Here is a 16,275-nt window from a genome sequence, read left to right as displayed (position 1 = left end):
GTTTCATCGCGGCACCTCGACTACCGACATCGGTTGCAAGCCTTGCAAGAAGCGCCTGCTGCGCTCGATATCGAAGCGTGGGTCGCGCGCGGTCAGGCACAGGAAGAACCGGTTGCGGGTGGCCTGCTCGAAGTGACGCGCATTGAAAACGGGATGATTGAGGCGAGGCAACCCATTCGCCGCCAGCATGCCGAGCACCGCCGCGATCGAGGCGCCCAGGATAGTGAGCTCGAATGTCGGCACGATGAACGATGGCCAGCTATTCAGAGGTCGTCCTCCGACGTTGATCGGATAGTCGATCACCGCCGAATACCATTGCAGGAAATAGCCGCCCACTCCGCCCACGATGCCGCCGAGCAGCGTGATCAGCGGCATACTGCTGCCTCTGAAACCGACCGCTTCAGCGATACCTTCTACTGCGTAGGGTGCATAGGCTTCGACGTAGCGATAACCGTCTTCTCGTGCGAGCCTGGCCGCTCCGAGCAAGGCGTCACTGGTGCCGAATTCCGCGAGCAGACCGTAGATACCGTCGCTCATGATTCGCTCTCCGCGCTTTCATGGACAAGTTCGCGCATTTCGGCGATCGAAATGACGGGCAGAAACCGGACGAACAGCAGGAACAGCAAGACGAAGAAGGCAATGGACCCGAACAGGTGCGTCCAGTCCCAGACGGTGGGCACAAAAAGTCCCCACGCGGAAGGCATGAAGTCGCGGTGCAAACTGGAAACCACGATCAGAAACCGTTCCATCCACATCCCGACGTTGACCACCAGGCTGAGCAAAAACAGCGTCAGCACGCTATGGCGCACACGACGAAACCACAGGAGCTGCGGCACGGCGACGTTGCAAAACATCATCGCCCAGTAAACGGGCGCATAGGGACCCAGCCAGCGGTTGACCGTCATATATTCCTCAAAGGGGTCCGCGCCGTAAAAGGCCGTGAAGATCTCTGCCCCGTAGCCGTAGGCGACGATCAGACTGGTCGCTAGCATCACTTTCGCCGCGTTCGCCAGATGGCGTTGCGTGATGAAATCCTCCAGCCGAAAAAAATGGCGAAGCGGGATGGCGAGCGTGAGCACCATCGCAAAGCCGGAGAACAACGCGCCGGCTACGAAGTAAGGCGGGAAAATGGTGGAGTGGTAGCCGGGCGTATTGCCGATCGCGAAATCGAGCGAGACGACCGAATGCACGGAAATCACGAGCGGCGTAGCGAGCCCTGCCAGCAGCAGATAAGTACTTTCATAGCGCGCCCAATGCCGCGCCTCGCCGCGCCAGCCGAGCGCGAGCAGGCCGTAGGCAAATGTCGGGAAGCGCCTGCCGGCAGCGCACGCCCGATCACGCAGCGTGCCCAGGTCGGGGATCATGCCGACATACCAGAACATCAGCGATACGATCAGATAAGTGCTGATCGCGAAGATGTCCCATACCAAAGGGCTGCGCCATTGGGGCCATACATTCATGACACTGGGATAAGGAATGAGCCAGTAAAAGAACCAGGGCCGTCCCAGATGCAAGATAGGAAAAAGCCCCGCGATACCCGCCGCGAACAGCGTCATGGCTTCGGCGAAGCGATTGATCGAAGTGCGCCATTTTTGACGCAGCAGCAGAAGGAAAGCCGAAATGAACGTGCCGGCATGACCTATACCAATCCACCAGACGAAGTTGCCGATCGCAAATCCCCACGCAACGGGAATGTTGACACCCCAGATGCCGACACCGACCGTAAAGAGCCATGCGATCGCCCCGAAAAACACCACCGTACCGGCGAACGTCACGAGAAATGCGGTTAGCCACGGCCAGCGAACGGGGCGCTTGAGCACGAGGTTGGCAATTTTGTCGCTCACGCTCGCGTAGCCCCACCCTGCGCGCAGGACGTCGCTATCCTTCGAAGCAGGAGGCTGCTCTGAGGCCGGATTCATGCCTGCTCCAGATCGTCATCCGGATTCAAAACGAGCGCCGCATACGTGGTACGCGGCCGTGTATTCAGTTCGGCGAGCAACGCATAGTCCAATGACGACGCTTTGGCTCGATTGACCTTGCTCGCCGGATCGTTCAGGTCGCCAAATGTGATCGCTTGCGTCGGACATACCGCCTGGCACGCCGTCACCACCTCGCCATCGCGCAAGCGCCGTCCGAGCTTTTCCGCCTCGATGCGCCCGCGAGTGATGCGCTGCAGGCAGTACGTGCATTTCTCCATCACGCCCCTGCGTCGCACCGTCACCTCCGGGTTGTAGGCGGCCCTCGGGCGGTCGATTGCCGTATCCGCATACTGGAGGAAGTTGAAGCGCCGTACTTTATAAGGGCAGTTGTTCGAACAAAAGCGCGTGCCCACGCAGCGGTTATAGACCTGCACGTTGAGGCCCTCGCTATCGTGCACGGCTGCACCGACCGGGCACACCTCTTCGCAAGGCGCGGTTTCGCAATGCATGCAAGGCACGGGCTGAAAGGCGCTGCGCAGATCGGAAGCCGACCCGATGTCGTAACGGTCGACGCGAATCCAGTGCATCTCACGCCCGCGCGCAACTTCTTCCTTGCCGACCACGGGGATGTTGTTCTCGGCCTGACAGGCGATGGTGCAGGCACGACAGCCGATGCAGGCATTGAGGTCGATCGCCATGCCCCACTTGTAGTCCTTGTATTGCCACTCGGGATAGATCGACATTTCGGGCGTGCGCTTGCGCGGTTCGTCATTGGCGAAGTGCGGGTTACGGCGATATTCGTCGAGCGTCGCCATGCGCACAATCTCGCGCCCTTCCATCCGCTGATGATGCTGCGTGGTGGCAAATGCAATCTGGCGTCCCGTCTTTTCAGCCTTCAATGCATGCGGGCCACGCAAGAAACGGAGGCGATACGCATCGAAACCAACGCCGTTGCCGACATGACCGGCGGCCCATCTACCGTACCCGAGCGGCAGCGTAATCGCGCCTTCCGCGTGCGCGGGCCAGACCCATATGGGTGCCTCGACCGCATGTTCCGGCGCATGCTCCAGCGACAAACGCAGCACGTCGCCGGTGCGTACGCCCAACGCCTGCGCGGTGCGTTCGCCGAGCAAGGCCGCGTTTTCCCAAGTCAACGTGCTGAACGGACGCGGCAATTCCTGGAGCCAGCCGTTGTTGGCGTACTCGCCGCCTCCAACTGACGGATCTGCGACAAACAATGCTCGCAGCGCGGGTCCGTTGAAATCCGGCTGTGGCGGCATCGTGGGTGTACCGCTCAACGCGAGCGCCGGGTAGGCGCTGCCTGCAACGAGGCCCTGGCGAAGTGCCTGCTGCCAAAAGTATTCGAAACTCCCGCCTTGTTGTTTGCTCTGCCAGTAGCGGCGTACCAGCACGTACCCGGCTTGCTCCTCGCCGTCGGTCAGAAGGGACAACAACTCATGCGCCGAGTGGCCGTGGTACAGCGGCGCAATCACAGGCTGCACGATGGATGCCGTGCCGTCGAATGCGCGGCCATCGCTCCATTGCTCGAACCCATGCGTGGCCGGGACGTGCCACGTGGAAGCGTGCGCCGTTTCATCGCGGTAAAGGCCGAGATGCACCGAGAACGGCAGCTTGCTCAATGCGCGCTCGAAACCGATATCCGACGGTGCATCGTAGACGGGATTGACCTCCAGCATGACTAGCGAAGTCACCGCGCCGGAGTCGATGTCTTCGACGAGTGTCGCCATCGACGCGGCATGGTTCTGAGGCTGCGCCTCGACGGGTGCGATCGGCACAATCGTCTCGCCGAGGTTGCCAAGATGCGCGTTCATCTGATGCACGAGCGCACGCGTGCGCGGCGAGATGCTGCCACCGGCTACGATGAGCGACTGCCCGCGATGCGCGGCCAGTCTGTTTGCCAGCACTTCTTCCCATTTGGCGGCCCGTTGGCCGGAAGCGGCCGGAATGCCGGATATCCCGCCGCTCGCGATTCCCAGCCGGGCAGCGATGCGCCATATCGTTCTTTCGATTTCATGCGGCGGCAACGCAAGGCGGTTGTCCGCCAGCGCGCCAAGCAATCGCGGACTCGCTTCGAGCGCATAGAGCCGCTTGTCGAATTGCGGTGAATCGCTGCGACGGTTATGCAAGAAATCGCGCGCGTAGCGTATGCTTCCTGGCCAGTCCGCGAAGGGGTCCGCGTCGACGCTCACTATGATGGCGGCGCGGTCGAAGCGATACAGCATGTCGGCGGCCTGCCCGAACGCGAGCCGCGCCGCTTCGAAGCCGGCGTCGTCGTGCAGCGGATCATGACAATGCCAGCGCGCTTTCGGGTATCGCGTCAGCAAGCCGCCGATCTGGTCGGCAAGCGTCGGCGACGTCGTGGTCCCCGTCAAGATGCGAAGCCCGGCGCCACCGTTCGCATCCCACTGTGCGCGTTGCGGCAGCAAGGCCGCTTTGAAAGCCTCCCACGTCGAGAGCGCATCGCTGCGCTGCACCGTCTGGGAGCGGTCGGGGTCCCATAGTTGCAGCACCGAAGCCTGTGCGAACACGCCCGTAGCGCCGAGGCTTGCGGGATGCCCGGGGTTGCCTTCGACTTTCGTGGGCCGCCCCATCTCGCTTTCGACCAGTACGCCCTGCGCGTACCCGCCGTGGATGAAGGCGGTCGCGTAATACAGTGGCTTGCCGGGCACCATCGTTTCCGGCATCCGCACATACGGGACGATGACTTCCTGCGGTGGTCCGCTGCAGCTCGCGCCAGCCATCGCAAGCGATGCGGCCATGACCTTGAGGAAGGCGCGGCGTTCGGCACTCATCGCCTCGTCGTTGGCCGGTACGATCGGGATGAAGGAACGATGGCGCATGGTCTTAACGATGACAGGTTGAGCAATCGGTCAGCCGCCGCGTATCCTGCAGATGAAAGAGCCGGTTTAACTGCCCGATCTCTTGCTGAGACAACGGCCGGACATCCGTCATCTCGAACACATCGGCGAGTGGCCGGATGTGCCGCGGCGCAGTTCGATGACACTGCAGGCACCACTGCATATCGAGCGAGGCCACGCGCGCAGTCAACGGCATTTCATCGACCCGGCCGTGGCACTCCACACAGGCGACGCCCTTGTTGACATGGATGCTGTGATCGAAATACACAAAATCCGGCAGATCGTGCACGCGGTTCCAGCGAACAGGCGTATTGCTGTCCATGCTTGCGTGCAACGGCGCGAGGACTCGCGAATCGGTGAACAGCTGCGAATGGCATGTCAGACAGATCTCGGTCGATGGCATGCCGGCAAACGCGGACTTTTCGACCGACGTATGGCAATAACGACAGTCGATGCCGCCATCGCCGACATGATGCTTGTGGCTAAACGGGATCGGCTGCTCGACGGGCTCTTGCATCTTGACGTCGGGCGAAGCGTACCAGCGCGCAGCCGTGACGGCGCCAATCGCAAGGACAAGCGCCGCCATGGAGAACAGTTTGATGGCAAAAACCGTTGACTGACTGAACGCTTGCGCCATGGATGCACATGCTATCCGCTAAAGTGTGACCGATCTCCCCGACTAGCCCAGCAAATGTGATGCCAAAGGTTTGAGTGACAAGGTTTTGAACCGCGAAGCATCGGCGGGCATTCACGAGCGTGCCGTCCCCGGTCGCTGTCTCTTCTCTTTTCGCTAGCCAGATTCGAGAGGCCACGCCGCTGTCATTCTTACAATGAATACCGGTAGGTTTAATAGGCCGCATCAATGGCATCCACTGCGAACGCCGTCATACGGGGTGCTTCCGTACATCAGCGCATCCTTCGTCATTTCGTTGACACGCGCGGCTAGCTAGCCGTGAAACGCATCTGAATACAAGCTTACAGAACGGCATACGAGCGGTTTTCGAATGCATTCAGTACCTGGGTTCTGCGCATAGGACCAGGCAACTCAGTCAGTTTTTCGACTGACGCGTCTGCGGCATGCATCGTAGTCCATTGCCGGAAGGTCGCACGAGGACGATGACTACAAGCCACGCCGGCGCTGAAATGCCGCAATTTGAATCCACCCGGCGCCCGGGCGGACGAGGCCGCCGGAACGACCAATGCTCAGTTCCTTTGCCACCATAGGCAATGGAAGATAGATGCGATATCACGCATTCGAAGCGTGCGCGCAACTCGCGCAAGTGCGAAGCTGCACTCGAGGAAAGAACCATGTCCGATCCTGAAATGCCAGATAAGGAAAGCCTTCCTGAGAAGAAGACCATGGCCGAGCCGCGAACCTGCGTAATATTCGTGGGGGCATCCAGGTTTCCTCGACATGGTTATCGAGCAGAACCAGTTTTCCTACGATCAAAGAAAGCGGTTGAAAAACGAATTTTCGAGCAAGCAATTCCTCCCGTTTCAGAAGACGGCGTTCTGGATCTCTTCAATTCAATCGAAACGGCCTCTGAACAGCTGACGCGAATAGGTGTATTCCTCGCTGCATATGACCGACGTCACAAGACCGAGCTTCCTCGGAATTTGATCTTCTATTACGTCGGTCACGGCTACTTTTATGGCAAAAACCACGATTATCTGATCGCTTTGGCGTCGACGGAATCGGAAAACGAGTCGTCGGGACTAAGGATCGTAGACTTGGCGGCCATCTTGAGTAAGAACGCGAATGGATTTCGGCGGTTCATTATTCTTGACTGCTGTTTCTCCGCCGAGGCGCTTCAGGCGTTTCAGGGTCAAGGAGAGTATGTGGCGGCACTGAAAGCCGCCAAGGCTTTCGCGTCCGACTCCATGCCGCAGGCGATGGATATTCCGATCGATGGCACCGCCCTGCTCTGTGCACTCAATAAGGAAAGCTGCCCGATTCGCACAGACGAAGATGGCTGCACGATATTCAGTGGTGCGCTTGTTAAGTCGCTATATGAAGGTGATTGGCGTTATGGCGAGTGTCTGTCTATCCAGGACATACTGGATATGATCAATGTACGACTTGAGGAACGGCACCGTGACCATGTGCGCCCGGAACTGCATGCGCCTGATCAAATTAACGGAAACATCGCTACTCGCGTCCGGTTGTTTAGCAACAGAGCCAACGGGCAAAACAAGTTCCGGATTTTCAATGAAGAAAGTGCCCTTGGCACGGACTTCGGGCCGACGCACCCGCGCCATTTCCTCTACACACGTAGAGTATCTGGAAGACCTACTGTACAAAACGTTGCGGCATTGATACTCGTAGCCATTTCGTTCGCCCTTTTTGCGATATGGGACCATTCGCATACGGCGTTATGGCCAGGAGCCTTTTTCGTGCCGGTTCTGGTTCTTTCGTGTTGCATTCTCGCTGTTATAAATTCAAGGAACTTCTTCGAAGCGGTCGCTCTCTCAAGTCTCATTCTCGGAGCTCTGATCTTCATCAACGTGATTTATAGCGCACCGGATGTTCCGCTATATACAGTGATCTTTCTCGTTGTCGCAAGCACCCCTATATGTGCTATTTCTGTATTCGTCATTGACGTAGTGAGAACGCAATGTCGCAAGGTCTGGAGGAATCTGGCGCGATCTTGGAGTGTGTAAAGGCCGACTCGAACTGAACGTGTGATGGCACCGCCTCTTGTTTCGCTAGTTCGACCGTTCATATGTTTGGTTCGCGACTCGATACGACGCTACATGCATCGGTATCCTAATGTATCGAGTGACCAGTTCTCGGACGTGGTCGCCGTGACAAGCAGGAACGTGCGCGAGCAGTCGGGCAATCCTGAAGCGAAGGCGGCCTGACGCACGGCGTGCGACGCTTGCGCCGCTATTCGGTTTTACGCGTGGGACGAAGCGAGCGCAGGGGCACGCGCAATGCTGAACGAAAACATGTTCCCGCTCGACCGAATGAGTTGCAGAAAATGATGTACGCGCATCCCGATCAGTTGCGACCGACCCAAATGACGATCGGTTCGCGATATGTCAACGCAAAGGCCCTCCTGACCGAACGGCACAGATGGAACGTCGATGCGTTCATGGCGCGGCACGCAGTGCACGTCGCGCTCGGACCGCACAATGCAATGTACGTGGTCGACCACCATCATTGGGCATGCGCCTGGCAGCGGGCCGGCTTCGACCGCTTGCCGGTACACGTGGTCGCCGATTTCAGCGGATGCAGCGAGGACGCATTCTGGGAGCAGATGCAAGACAGGCATTGGCTTCATCCGTTCGACGAACATGGCGTTCGAAGCTCGCTCGCTGAGTTGCCTTTGGTGCTGCACGAGATGGCGGACGACCCCTACCATAGTCTTTCCGCATTCGCACGCCGGGCTGGCGCCTACCGCAAACCGAACCATGCGTACGAATCATTCGTGTGGGCCGACTTCTTTCGGGCGCGCGTGCCGATCCATGACAGCAGCGAGGCTGCGTTCGCGCTCGCGCTGGTGCATGCGATTCGCGTCGCGCGCACCCGGGACGCGGCATCGATGCCCGGCTTCATCGGCAAGCGGTGATCCCGCGACTCGCTGCGCGTTCAACACTGCGCTCAAGCCGCCGTACTTAAGCGCTGCATTTCGTACAGGTAGACCGTCCCGTTTTTCCGCTGCCCGAATACGACGCGCCCGTCGAGATAAATGGCCGGTTGCGCCGGGGCACGCGCGATGCTCGTAATCAGTGCACGAGCGATCTCGAAGGATGGCAGATGGAACAGGCATCGACACTCGCACGCCTTGACGGGCGTCTGCTCATTATCGGTTTTGGGGGAATGGGTCACGCGATGCTGCCCGCGATATTCCGCCATATCGAAGTATCAGCAGAAAACGTCAAAGTGCTTTGCCTGCCCTCCGACGATGTCGAGCCGGCCAAAGCCTACGGAGTAGAGCTGGTTTTCGAACCGCTATCGCACAGCAACTACGAATCCGTTCTGGACCGCCTCATCGGCGAAGGCGACTTTGTGTTGAATCTTTCGGTGGGCGTCGCGAGCACGACCCTTGTCCGCTTCTGCTGGAGCCGGGGCATCCGTTACATCGATCTTGCCATCGAACCGTGGGAGGACATGTCCGTCGACGAAGCGGTGCCGATGCAACTGCGCACGAACTACGCGTTGCGAGAAGAACTGCTTGCCTTGCGACTCGACCGCCGCGGCGGACCGACGGCCATCGTGACGCAGGGCGCCAATCCAGGCCTTGCGTCGGCGCTCGTGAAACAGGCGCTCATCAACATGGCGCGCGATAGCGGCTTCGATCCGGGCAAACCTGTGCATCACGAAGAATGGGCGGCGCTTGCGCGACGCCTCGACATCAAGGTCATCCACATCGCCGAACAGGATACGCAGGTCGCGAGAATCGCAAAGAAAATGGACGAGTTCGTCTGCACATGGTCCGTCGATGCATTCATCGAAGAAGGTCTGCAGCCAGCCGAACTCGGCTGGGGTCATCACGAACGGCATTGGCCGCGCGATGGCGCACGGCATGGCTACGGCAGCGATGCAGCGATCTACTTGCGGCGACCGGGATTTGCGACGACAGTGCGCAGCTGGACACCGTCAGGCGGCCCGTATCACGGCTTTCTGATCACGCATGGCGAATCGATATCGATTGCCGACCATCTGACGGTTCGCGAGGCGGCTCGCGTCGTCTATCGGCCGACCGTCCATTACGCGTACCGTCCTTGTCCGGATTCCGTGCTGTCGATTCATGAGCTCGCCGGCCGCAACTGGCACGCGCAGTCGCACAAGCGAATCCTGCGCGATGAAATCGTCGACGGTTGCGATGAGCTCGGCGTGCTGCTGATGGGCAATTCGAACGGCGCTTACTGGTTCGGCTCCCGCCTGTCGATTTCGACCGCGCGACAGTTGATGCCCTACAACAGCGCGACGACACTGCAGGTCGTCGCCGGCGCGCTCGCGGGCATGGTGTGGGCGTTGCGCTATCCGCGTGAGGGCATCGTGGAGCCGGACGACATCGATCACGAAACCATTCTCGCCGTGGCAGAACCGTACCTGGGTGAATTCGCCGGAACCTATGGGCAATGGACGCCGCTGCGGGATCGGTCCGCGCTCTACGAAGAGAACGTCGACGCGTCGGACCCATGGCAATTCCTGAACTTCCGCGTTGATTGACGAGGCCACTGTGTTACTGCAAAAGGAGTCCGCCGTCATCGAGAAGTCGTGGTACGAAGCAAGCGTGGAGCGCCAGCCCGTGTGCGATGCGCTCGAAGGCGAGGTGACAGCCGATGTGTGCGTCGTCGGCGGCGGCTATGCAGGACTGTCTTGCGCGCTGGAGCTTGCGCAGAGCGGCTTCGAGGTCGTGCTGCTGGAGGCGTTTCGTGTGGGATGGGGCGCATCGGGGCGCAACGGCGGCCAGGCGATTGTCGGATTCGGCGCGGAAGGTGAGTGTGCGATCGAAGAGCAGTTCAGCGCCGAAGATGCGCGCCGCGCATGGGACATCTCTGTCGAAGGATTATCGCTGTTGGAGCAACGCATCGAGCGTTTCCGGATGGAATGCGAGTACAGCCGTGGCTACCTCACCGTCGCAATCCGCGAACGCAAATGCCGCGAACTGCTGAAGTATGTAGAGCACGTGCAACGCGCGTATCGTTATCCGTTGCAATGGATCGAGCGCGGCGATATCGGCCGCTGGATCAGCAGCGAGCGCTTCGTCGCAGGCGTATTCGATCCGCGGTCAGGGCATTTGCATCCATTGAAGTATTGTCTCGCGCTCGCTGAAGCCGCCCGAATAATGGGCGTGCGGATCTTCGAGCGTTCGCCTGCGTTCCGGCTGGAGCGCGGCAACACGGCGATCGTCAAGTCAGGTACGGGACAGGTGGCGTGTCGCTTCGTGGTCCTCGCCGGCAACGTCTATCTCGGCGAATTCGGCGATAGCCTGGCTCCCGAGATTGCTTCGCGGATCATGCCCGTCGGCACCTACATGGTCGCGACGCAGCCAATGGAGAGCGCACGCGCGAATGCGCTGATCGCGCATCGCGCCGCCGTATCGGACAACAACTTCGTGCTCGATTATTTCCGCGTGAGCGCAGACAACCGTTTGCTTTTTGGTGCAGGTGAAACGTACAACGCAAAAACACCGCATGACCTCGTCGACAGGATGCGGCGGCGCATGCTCGGCGTATTTCCGCAACTGGACGGTTTGCGGATCGACTATGCATGGGGCGGCTTTGTCGACGTTACGTTGAACCGTGCGCCGCATCTCGGGCGCCTTGGAAGCAACGTGTACTTCATGCAAGGTTTCTCGGGCCACGGACTGGTGTTTTCCGGCATGGCGGGCAAGCTCGTCGCTGAAGCGATCGAAGGGCAGGCCGGTCGCTTCGATGTTTTTGCCCGGCTTCGACATGGGCCCTTTCCTGGCGGCCGTTTGTTTCGCACGCCAGCGGTGCTGCTCGGCACGCTCTACTACCGGCTGCGAGACATTCTGTGATGGGCTGTGGCGGCACGCATCGTCATGCGCTTTTATTCGGCTCGCGCATCGTCAGCAGCGGAAACCGCGCCTTTGGGAACAGACAATGCTTGAGCATGGCTGTATCGCGGCGGAGCCGGATGGATGAAAAAACTGCTCGAAATATCCCTCGGCGTTGTGACGAGCGTCGGCGGCTTTCTGGAGATGGGATCGCTGTCGACGGCGGCGCAAGGAGGCGCCGCATTCGGTTTCAAGCTTGTCTGGCCGATTGTCCTCGGCACGCTGTGCATCGTCTTTCTGACCGAGATGTCGGGACGATTCGCCGCGGTGAGCAAACATACGATTGCCGATGGCATTCGCGACCGTTTCGGTATCCGCTTCTTCCTTTTCCCGTTGGTTGCGACACTCATCGTCAATACGCTCGTGCTGTCGGCGGAAATCGGAGGCGTCGGTGTGGCGCTCGAAATGGCCACCGGGATACAGCACCAGTGGTGGGCGTTGCCCGTCGCGGTGCTTGCCTGGTTTGCACTGTGGCGCAGTACGTTTGGGCTGATCGAAAAGGGCATGTCACTGCTCGGCCTCGTCACGTTGAGCTTTGTCGCCGCGGCAGTCGCGCTCAGGCCCGACTGGCATCAGGTCGCGTCAGGCGTGCTGCCGAGCCTGCCACATCACGACCCGGCAAACTACTGGTTCACCGTGGTCAGCATTCTCGGCGCGTCGATCACACCGTCACTGTTCCTCTTCTACTCATCCGGTGCGGTCGAGGATCGCTGGGACCGGGGCTATCTCGGCGCAAACCGCGCGATCGCAGGCCTGGGCATGGCATTTGGCGGCGGCATTTCGCTGACTGTACTGATTGCCGCCGCGTGCGTGTTTCCCGCGCACGGCATTACGCGCGTCGAGAACTATCACCAGTTGCCGATGATGCTGGTCACGGTGTTCGGTTTCGGGGGCTTCGTGCTGTTTATCGCGTCGCTCGCCTTCGCCTGCTTCGGCGCGACACTGGAGATCGCGCTCGAGCAGGCGTATTTCGTTGCGCAAGGCTTCGGCTGGAACTGGGGCGAGAACCGCATGCCGCGCGAAGATCCGGCATTCACCCTCGTCTACACGTGCGCGCTTGCAATCGGTGCGATCCCGATTGCTGTGGGCGTCGACCCGCTAAAGCTGACCGTCTTCTCCATGGCGCTGACTGCGATGAGCCTGCCACTCACCGTCGTTCCATTCCTGTCGTTGATGAATGACGAGAGCTATGTCGGAGATCACCGCAACGGCGCGTTTTCAAATGCTGTGGTTATCGCGATCGTCGCACTCAGCTTCGTGCTGGCAATCGTCACAGTGCCGCTACAGATACTCGGAGGCACGTAATGGACCTTGTTCGAGACGTGCTGGACAAACAGTTGGTCGATCGCCATGGCGCGAAGATGGGGCGGATCGACAGTATCGTCGTCGAACTGCGCCAGGGCCGTCCGCCGGAAATCGTTGCGATCGAAACGGGTTCGGTAGCGATGGCGCGGCGCATTGGCGAACGCGCCGCGCGTTGGGTAGCACGACTAGCCCGCAGCGTTGGTGGCGCGGGCTGTACCGAGCCGTACCGGATTCCCTGGAGCCATGTCCGCCGCATAGGGATCGACATCCAGGTGGACGTCGATGTATCCGACACGCCGCTTGGCGACTCCCAGCGCTGGCTGCGCGAGCACGTCATCGAGCGCATTCCGGGATCGGGTCGATGAAGCACGTCAATGTGGATCTCGCGCTTGGCCGGCAAGTGCTATCGCGAGACGGCAAACGACTCGGCCACATAGAGGCGATCAAGGTGGTACGCGACGGCGACGCGTGGCTGATAAGCGAATTTCATGTCGGTCCCGATGCTTTGCTCGAGCGCCTCGCCGTCGGTTTGCTGCCGCGAGTGTTGCGTGAAGCGGTGCAGCGCAAGGGCCGCTCGCGTCGCCACCGGATCGCATGGCATCAGATCGACGTCACCGATCCGAGGCACCCACGGCTGGTGTGCGATAAAGCCGACCTCCAGGGCAGCGCGCACGACGCGGCAACCGAGCGTGAAACTGTACCCCCGCGAAGTTCGGACGACCGGCCCCGCACGGAGTAGAAGTGGGTAAAAGCGCGACGTGTTCCAGCTTCAGTACTTCATTGCGCGGGGAGCACGCAGCAACCGTCTAGTAGCGTTTGCTTCGCATTTTGCGGGTCATTCGGTTGCGCTCGTTCGCAAAGACGCGCGGGGCAAGAGCTTTCACATCGTCGTGCCGCTCACCCGCCGGCGCGATTGGGATGAGGTTAAAGGCGCTCTCACAGGCAGTAGCCCAGCATATGGCGCACGTCATCCCGCAAAAGTTCTCCGCCGTGCCTGGACCAAGAACCGCGTCGGCAAAATCTTCATCGACTATCTTTGCAATGGCAAAGGCGCAAGCACCGTTGATCCTTTTCGGTACGTGCGCGCTCTGGCATGGCCGTGTCGATGCTTGTCTCGTGGGATGAGAGGTTGGCTAATACTCGCCAAGCGATACCGCAAGATCCCACAAAGCAACTGTGCACAAAGTCACGACTATTGTGGCAACGAGAGCAACAAAGAAACCATCAGACTGTTGGTGCTTCATCTGCGTGCCCGGAACTGTTGACCGCGATCCGTCTGCGCGACGGAGTAGACAGGATCGAATCAATGAATGTGTGCGCTCGCCCCTCCCCGTACCTGAATGCCTCTTGCTCAGTAAGGAAGTCGAAGCGTTCTGGAAAACTTGCAAGCACCTGATGTGGATTATCAGGCGAAGAAATCACCCATGACACGCGGTAGCGCCGACATATCCCACCGAACGCATGCGAATTTGCCGGCGTGACGTGGACTTCAATCTTGCATCCGCGATACGACGCATAGCACTGGGTGGACATGGTCTTCCTCGCTACCGATGCAGCGCGAAGCGACGAGGTGCGAGCATCGTCTGCTCCCGCATTCACCGGATGATCACCCCATAAGCGCAGCATCCGACATGCCGGGCGAGCCGATCTGATTCGGTGTCGACGCAGACTTTTACTGTCAATCCGTAAGAGGAATTGCGTGCGCGCAAGCATCAGCCCGTGCGGGCAATGCGGCCATCTCCTGAAGCGGCAGGCCGAAGATCACACCGCTGAAGTCAGCCGCGATATTCGTGATGCACAATCCGGGCACGGCGGCTCAAAACGCCATGGCGGCAAGCTGGAACAGCGCGCCCACACCAACGAGGGCAAAGCATGGCTTTACCAGTTTCTGGCTATGGTGCGTCACAACTCGCTTGACCCTCTGTTCCCCGATATGGTCCACGGACCAGTCCGGGTCCGGATGGGACGCAGGCGAAAACCAGGCAGCGCCGATTCCGCCGAAAGCCATCATGGTAAGGCCGATGAAGTTCAGAACTGTGCTGATCGCGGTGATCATGGTCTTTTCCCAGAATTACGCGGAGAACATTAGTATGAGCGAGAGCCGCAGGATCGCATCGGACAGATGCGATGAAGTCGTCCCTATGGCTTCGGCAACGCGTCATCGATCGCCGCTCGCCCGATTGCAACGCCTTGATCGTATGCCTCTTGTTGCGAGTCCGCGTCGCTTACGCCGCCGACTTTCATGTCATGGAGCAGACCCGCTCGCACCAATCGATTTGGTAGTTGCCGAAAACCATGCAGCAAAGCAGAGAGAGCCTTGAAGAAAGACCCTATCCGATTAGCACAATCAGCAATCTAAACAACGATAAAACATTGGGGAATCGAATGAAGATTCGACCTGATGAACGGCTGAAGCGCGAATTGGATCTGCCGGGTGTCACCGATTTGCGGGCGAGCGTCGAATGTCCCAATCTGGCCCGTACTGCGTCCCGCGACCGAGCGCGGCGATCGTAGTCCAGGACACTCTCACGAAGTCCTGCGACACAAAGTAGGCCGGGCACGCTGATTCCTGATTCCATACCGTACCCAGCCCGCGGCAATGCTCTTCCAGTGCGGACACGCGCCCATCGTTACTGAATGCGCAGCATCCAGAATGCCAGAGAAGCGCGTCGTATCGAGCGCAGCTGATGGTCGGTCGGTATTCCGCGAGAACGGGGCAACGCGCACGCTGACGGTACGTCTTTGCGCGGCATTTGATCTAGCCCCCGCAGCGCTCGACCTGGATACTGCGGCCGGCAGCTGTCGCTAAAGACAAGCCAGTTCTACCCCTCCTCAGACGAGTCTGCTCACTGCACTGGTCGGCGATTTCGGCCAGATAGATATCTACACCGGGCGGCGGCTTCCGTTTTCTCATGCAAAGAGCCTGTCGACCGTAATTGGCAGTTCTCGCACACGCCTTCCCGTCGCGACGCGCAGCACGGCCGCCGTGCTGTACTGCGAACCGTGCGGCTACTACGAGGCCGACGCCACATTGACGAAACCGGTAGTCGCGTGCGTGGTGGGCCGCTGGAAGAGCCGTCTCACGCGCGGTGGGGCACGCGGGAGCAATGGCGGGCGGCGCAGACGATGCGCTCGCAAAGGAACGCTGGTTCATGAAAAAGTTTGGCGTCGAGCGGCTTTACACACCAGACGATCCGCGCTGCTCGGCCAGGGCGCGGTGGTCACGAACATCGCGCACATCCCGGCGGCACTCACGGCGGTGATACGCGAGAACGCGACGATGCCCGACTTCGAGCCCGAAGGCAGCCTTGCGCTATTGCGTCAATGTCGACGCGGTGATCGCTGCGCTGCTGCTCAAGGTGCTGTGGAAGCCGCTCAGGCGCGGAGAGTTGAGCGAGGCGGATCTCGAAACCGCCGCGTTCACGATCTTTCTCTATCCGCGCATGCTTGACTGCGCCGCGGAAATCGACGATCACCTGAATCGCGGACGCAACATGGATACACGCACTGCCGCTTCCCTGTGCCACTTCGTGGCGTGACCCAAGGTCTGTGACGGCCACTGCCGCATGCTCGCGTTGCAACGCGCGGCGGTATCAGCAGGCCCCGATTGATAACGATCGAACATCAATCGTTCCGAAA

Annotated in this window: 14 protein-coding genes and 1 pseudogene; 10 read left to right on the top strand and 5 right to left on the bottom strand. The window is 59.9% G+C overall.

The features are described from left to right. Positions 1–3: 3 nt before the first annotated feature. From BMW76_RS11610 to BMW76_RS11595, 4 genes are read right to left on the bottom strand one after another with little or no spacing between them, the layout of a single operon-like run. Complete coding sequence (locus tag BMW76_RS11610; protein WP_090865281.1) at positions 4–537, bottom strand: DUF3341 domain-containing protein; 534 nt, start codon at positions 535–537, stop codon at positions 4–6. Then, on the bottom strand, positions 534–1,919 hold the full coding sequence (gene nrfD / locus BMW76_RS11605) for an NrfD/PsrC family molybdoenzyme membrane anchor subunit (RefSeq protein ID WP_090865280.1): 1,386 nt from the start codon (positions 1,917–1,919) through the stop codon (positions 534–536). The genes BMW76_RS11610 and nrfD overlap by 4 nt, the downstream gene beginning before the upstream one ends. Next, on the bottom strand, positions 1,916–4,732 hold the full coding sequence (locus BMW76_RS11600) for a 4Fe-4S dicluster domain-containing protein (protein ID WP_245763185.1): 2,817 nt from the start codon (positions 4,730–4,732) through the stop codon (positions 1,916–1,918). Before BMW76_RS11600 ends, nrfD begins: the two co-directional genes overlap by 4 nt. A gap of 52 nt (positions 4,733–4,784) precedes the next feature. Then, positions 4,785–5,435 carry a cytochrome c3 family protein gene (locus BMW76_RS11595; protein ID WP_090865278.1) on the bottom strand — a complete coding sequence of 217 codons (651 nt, stop codon included), beginning with the start codon at positions 5,433–5,435 and terminating at the stop codon, positions 4,785–4,787. 671 nt (positions 5,436–6,106) lie between these two features. Between BMW76_RS11595 and BMW76_RS11590 the strand changes: the two genes are divergently transcribed. From BMW76_RS11590 to ligD, 8 genes are all read left to right on the top strand, one after another. After that, entirely contained in the window at positions 6,107–7,459 is a 1,353-nt protein-coding gene (locus tag BMW76_RS11590) for a caspase family protein (protein ID WP_090865277.1), read from the top strand. Positions 7,460–7,779: 320 nt separating this feature from the next. Continuing rightward, positions 7,780–8,370 carry a ParB/Srx family N-terminal domain-containing protein gene (locus BMW76_RS11585; RefSeq protein WP_090865276.1) on the top strand — a complete coding sequence of 197 codons (591 nt, stop codon included), beginning with the start codon at positions 7,780–7,782 and terminating at the stop codon, positions 8,368–8,370. Positions 8,371–8,558: 188 nt separating this feature from the next. After that, the gene (locus tag BMW76_RS11580) at positions 8,559–9,977 is read left to right on the top strand and encodes a saccharopine dehydrogenase C-terminal domain-containing protein (protein ID WP_090865449.1); all 1,419 of its coding nucleotides are present in this window, start codon (positions 8,559–8,561) and stop codon (positions 9,975–9,977) included. Between the two features lie 10 nt (positions 9,978–9,987). Beyond that, a complete protein-coding gene (locus BMW76_RS11575) occupies positions 9,988–11,292 on the top strand; it encodes an NAD(P)/FAD-dependent oxidoreductase (RefSeq protein WP_090865275.1) in 1,305 nt (434 codons plus the stop codon). A 123-nt stretch (positions 11,293–11,415) separates the two neighbouring features. After that, positions 11,416–12,636 carry an NRAMP family divalent metal transporter gene (locus tag BMW76_RS11570; RefSeq protein WP_090865274.1) on the top strand — a complete coding sequence of 407 codons (1,221 nt, stop codon included), beginning with the start codon at positions 11,416–11,418 and terminating at the stop codon, positions 12,634–12,636. Positions 12,637–12,653: 17 nt separating this feature from the next. Further along, positions 12,654–13,001 carry a hypothetical protein gene (locus BMW76_RS11565; protein WP_245763183.1) on the top strand — a complete coding sequence of 116 codons (348 nt, stop codon included), beginning with the start codon at positions 12,654–12,656 and terminating at the stop codon, positions 12,999–13,001. After that, positions 12,998–13,375 (top strand): hypothetical protein, encoded by a 378-nt coding sequence (locus tag BMW76_RS11560; RefSeq protein WP_090865272.1) that lies wholly within the window; start codon positions 12,998–13,000, stop codon positions 13,373–13,375. The genes BMW76_RS11565 and BMW76_RS11560 overlap by 4 nt, the downstream gene beginning before the upstream one ends. A gap of 19 nt (positions 13,376–13,394) precedes the next feature. Further along, positions 13,395–13,901, top strand: coding sequence for a non-homologous end-joining DNA ligase LigD (gene ligD, locus BMW76_RS42775; RefSeq protein WP_407668937.1), 507 nt, complete (start codon positions 13,395–13,397; stop codon positions 13,899–13,901). 551 nt (positions 13,902–14,452) lie between these two features. Here ligD and BMW76_RS11545 read toward each other — a convergent pair. After that, positions 14,453–14,692, bottom strand: a complete 240-nt coding sequence (locus BMW76_RS11545; protein WP_090865270.1) for a hypothetical protein — start codon at positions 14,690–14,692, stop codon at positions 14,453–14,455. 915 nt (positions 14,693–15,607) lie between these two features. Between BMW76_RS11545 and BMW76_RS42590 the strand changes: the two are divergent. Both BMW76_RS42590 and BMW76_RS40290 read left to right on the top strand, forming a co-directional pair. Continuing rightward, positions 15,608–15,952, top strand: a pseudogene (locus BMW76_RS42590) (CoA-binding protein); the annotation flags it as partial. Beyond that, positions 15,945–16,175 carry a citrate synthase family protein gene (locus BMW76_RS40290; RefSeq protein ID WP_143062247.1) on the top strand — a complete coding sequence of 77 codons (231 nt, stop codon included), beginning with the start codon at positions 15,945–15,947 and terminating at the stop codon, positions 16,173–16,175. The pseudogene BMW76_RS42590 and the gene BMW76_RS40290, both read left to right, overlap by 8 nt. Positions 16,176–16,275 lie beyond the last annotated feature (100 nt).

The sequence above is a fragment of the Paraburkholderia diazotrophica genome, from assembly GCF_900108945.1.
Lineage (GTDB): Bacteria > Pseudomonadota > Gammaproteobacteria > Burkholderiales > Burkholderiaceae > Paraburkholderia > Paraburkholderia diazotrophica.
Note: the sequence above shows the minus strand (reverse complement) of the source record. Positions and strands in the feature narration are given on the sequence as shown.